We start from the raw sequence: 4,162 nt of genomic DNA, 5'->3' as shown, positions 1-4,162 counted from the left end.
CCCTGCTACTTCGTAGCAGAGTAGAATAGTGATGATTTATTATTCCTGATTCCCGCGCGAGTCCTCAAAATAAATTCTGCCGTCATGACTCGTAATTATAACTTTATCGCACCATTGAAATATAAATTTTTTATTGCTAATAAACAAATTCGCGAGTTCATTGCACCGCCCTCGTGAAAGAGTCTTTAACTTGAGCCTCCGGCCTGCTTCCCTGATAATCAACGCGCAATCATTCACGGAGAAATCACGCAGCTTTTTACGAGTTAAGACAATTCCCGCAAAATTATAATCTCTGCATGAGTCTAATAATTTCCGGCTGTAAATATTTTCACGTTCACGGGACTCGCGCATGAATTCCCCGAAATTTGCAAGATGTTCAATAGCTGACGAGTTAATTTTACTCTCAATCAGGGGCAAAAGATTCAAGCGCAAAAAATTTCTTGTATACGAGCTATCATTATTAGAAGAGTCCTCGCGCCATGATATATTTCTGACCCGGAGAATATCCCGCAAAAATTCACGTCTCAAGCCTAATAACGGCCTATAAAATTTTACTCCGTCAAGTTCGCTGCTTTCAGTTATGCCCACAGAGCCGCGAATCCCTGTACCGCGCAAAATATTAAATAAAACTGTCTCGGCCAAGTCGTCTTTATTATGACCGAGAAATATATAATCAAGATTTAAATTTTTTGCTGTGTTACAAATTTCACGGAGCCTGACCCGCCGCGCTGCTGATTCCAGTGACTCGCCCTTGACTCTCTCAACTGGGACGCTTGAAAACTTTGTGATTATTTCAATTCCTAGAGAGTCCGCAAAATCTTGAGTAAATTTCATATCGCCGTCCGACTCGCTGCCTCTGATGCCGTGATTCACGTGAATAGCTATAATTCTTGAATTATAAAATTTTTTACACAGCCATAATAACGAGATAGAATCCCCGCCGCCTGATACAGCAACGCCGACTCCGTTTTTACTTTCAGGGAGCCAGCCTTGTTTTAGCCCAGTCTCATGAAAATATTTGCGCAATACATAATCTGACAGTTCATAGGGAATCAAATTTTTATCTAGCATTATAAAGCATTCTATAAATTTCAAGATTGGCCGAGACTCTTTGCACATAGCCGCAAGTCTCGTCGAATTTTACGGCCTCGATCCAGTTTAACAAGTCTAATTTGTCGCCGCCGTTCTTCATCCATTTGCGGGCATTTCCTGAACCTGCATTATAAGCGGCCATAACCCATTCTTTACGTGAAAAACTTTGACCGAGCCACCCTAAATGTGAAGTTCCCAATTTTATATTATCGCCGGGATTATTTAAATCATAATTTGCGAGTCCTGCTCGTTTTGCTTCACCTTTAGCAGTTGCCGGCATTAATTGCATGAGTCCCGCTGCTCCTACCCAGCTGCGTGCGTCAGGTTTGAATGCGCTTTCCTGCCTCATTATTGCCCAGATAAAATTATTCTCGACTCCGTATTGCTTTGAGGCTGAGTCAACTAAATTTTTGAACGGCCGGGGATATAATGCCTCCAAATCAGCGCGGTATAAATTCGTGTTAGCTGTTAAAAGAGTTTCGAGTCTCCTTGCTGAACTATATGACTCATCAAGTCCCAGCCACCGAGATAATATTAATGCTCTGTATAATTCCCTTGTTGATGCTTTAGGGCGTGAAAGTCTTAAATATGCGTTATAGATATAGCCCCAGTTCTCAAGCTCAGACGGTTGTATGCTTAAATTCGGATTTATCCCGTTTATTATATTAATCGGAGCTTTGAGCATTAGTCCATATATAGTAAGCGGATATTTGCGTTTTATGAGTGAAAAAGTTTTCTCGGACTCTTTTTTCTGACCTGCTAGTGCTTGAGAATGTCCCAGCCAATATAATATTCTAGCGCGTTTGTAAAAACCTACTCCGGGGGCATCTGCCTGACGAAATAATTTTACTGCTTCAACATAACGGCCGGTCTCTAAACAATCCCATGCTCGTGCCCATAAAACTTTGAATGCGTAATTAGTTCCGGGGAATGAACGCAAAATTTTTGACTCGTAACTTGCTTTTTTCTGAGGGTTATTTTTGCCGGTGAGATTTATAATTGCCTGTAACGCCCTTGCTTGAGTTTCTCCGCGTCTTTCTTTTGCGATTCTCTCTAGGACATTTAGGCAGCTGTCCATCATGCCTTTATCTTTTGCGAGATTTGCGATTCTGGTAACTGATGAGGCCGCGTAAGAGTTCCCGCTGATTGCGAGATTCCCCCAGAGAGTCAATGCGTTATTATTTTGCTTGAGCCTAGAATTTGCCCATGCTCGATAATAAATTGCTTTGCGTCCTGTTGCAGTATTGAGTCGTATTAAAGCCGCTTTGTTATTGCCGATTGAGTGATAATAGACACCGAGCGCAATTTTTGTATTATTGTCAGAACGTCCGGAATTAATTAATATTTCTGCTGCTTTCTTATTTGCGGGCTGTAATTCTAAGAGTTTCAAAGCATGATCCCGGAAATGTTTATTATTTGACTGTGAGATTAAGCGGGTCAACGTGTAAATTTTTTGATCGTCATCGCCTGCACTTGCTAACATTTTATTTAAGGCGTTAAGAGTATTTCTTGAGTCATTTCGCGCGCTGTAAATTCTATATTGTGATAAAGCAACATAATATTTTAAATCATTCGGTGCTGACTTGTATAAATTTTCTGCGAGCTTTATAGCTTTATCGTTTTGGCCTGAATTCTCATAGCATAAAATCAGAGTCATATCTGCATAGGGTTTAATTGACGCGGGGAATTTGCCGGATTGAGATTCAAGGATTGCTGCACACTCACGCCACTTTGACTGGAATCTATAAGCATTTGCCATTAATGAATAATCGCGGGGAGTTTTTTGCGGTAAGGCTTGAAAGGCTGACTCCATTTCCTGCCATGAGTGCTGCCAGAATAAATCCTGAAGATTATTAGTTGCTGCGTGGGATTCAGGAACTAGGCAAAATATAAATAAAAAAATTGCTGCAAATTTCTTTATAGTCATGTAAAAATTTTTCTCCCTTATACATAAATAAATTTATTGCAGTAATTATATAATAGCCGTCAAAATTAAGTTTTCTCGCAAGAATTACAAAAAATTTATTTGCGGTGAAATATTCCGATTAATAATACATGAATTGCTTTAAACGGTTCTTTGAGTCTGCAAATTCTATTATACATTGCTTTGATTATGCGCTTGAGACACTGTTTACCATGAAGATGGAAAAATTCAGTCTTAGTAACTATATTCCCTATAGTCTGCACAAATTCTTGAATGCTGAGATCTTCACCCCACGCGCTTTTACGATACATAGCCCAGAAAAAAATATCATGCTTTCTATTTCTAAAAGAGTCCCACGGATGCAAACCTTTTGTACACGCATGGAAAATACAGTCCTTCATTTCTATATTTAAATCAGAAGTATTAAATTTGCTGTCTATGTACTTAATATCTTCGGAAAAAATAGAATTTATAGCGTCTTGATCAGGAGTATATGCAAATTGGCCGTAACGTTTGAACCAGTTTATAGACGTGTCAATAAAGCTGCCTGCTTCACGAATTTTGCGCAAATTCATAACTACAACGCCGGCATTTATATATGAGTCCATTCTGCAATTTATGAACTTTATCATGTTAGCGCGCCACGAAAAGGGGAACGGCTTTAATTTAAGAAGGCTGTTATCAAGAACTCCCGCAATTGATTTATTTTCGAGGTCAATATCCCAGAGTTCGCGAATATCAAGACTCACAAGCAAATCAACATCAAGATAAATCACTTTGTCCAAGTCCGGCAGCTCATCGGGCATAAACATGCGAAAAAGAGTCCCGATTGTGTATTTTTCTGATATCGCTTCAAGTTTAGCAGTTATTAATGACTTATATTTAGTAATATCAATAAAATTTACAGATTGAGAATATTTCTGTGCAGTACGTAAAAATTTTTGCTTATTTTCCTGCGTCAATGTATCATCGTGAAATATATGTATTGTAACTGGATTGCTGGTATATTCAAAAATTGAGACCATTAAAGCACCGGCATATGACGAATAATTGCCATTTGGATCATAAATTGCTATAGCTGCATGAATCCTTTCAAGCTCATTATTAGGAGATAATAATATCTCTCTGCTCTCTGCTCTCTGCTCT

Annotated in this window: 3 protein-coding genes; all 3 read right to left on the bottom strand. The window is 39.0% G+C overall.

Annotated elements, in window-relative coordinates:
- Nucleotides 1-39 precede the first annotated feature (39 nt).
- A complete protein-coding gene (gene tilS / locus IJS99_03100; GenBank protein ID MBQ7560812.1) occupies nt 40-1,119 on the bottom strand; it encodes a tRNA lysidine(34) synthetase TilS in 1,080 nt (359 codons plus the stop codon).
- Nucleotides 1,061-3,019 carry a transglycosylase SLT domain-containing protein gene (locus IJS99_03095; protein MBQ7560811.1) on the bottom strand — a complete coding sequence of 653 codons (1,959 nt, stop codon included), beginning with the start codon at nt 3,017-3,019 and terminating at the stop codon, nt 1,061-1,063. Before IJS99_03095 ends, tilS begins: the two co-directional genes overlap by 59 nt.
- A 95-nt stretch (nt 3,020-3,114) precedes the next feature.
- A partial coding sequence (locus tag IJS99_03090; protein ID MBQ7560810.1) for a glycosyltransferase family 8 protein occupies nt 3,115-4,162 on the bottom strand: 1,048 nt, incomplete at its 5' end.

The sequence above is a fragment of the Synergistaceae bacterium genome (assembly GCA_017444345.1).
Classification (GTDB): domain Bacteria; phylum Synergistota; class Synergistia; order Synergistales; family Aminobacteriaceae; genus JAFUXM01.
The sequence above is the reverse complement of the archived record's forward strand: the minus strand, read 5'-3'. Positions and strand labels throughout refer to the sequence as shown.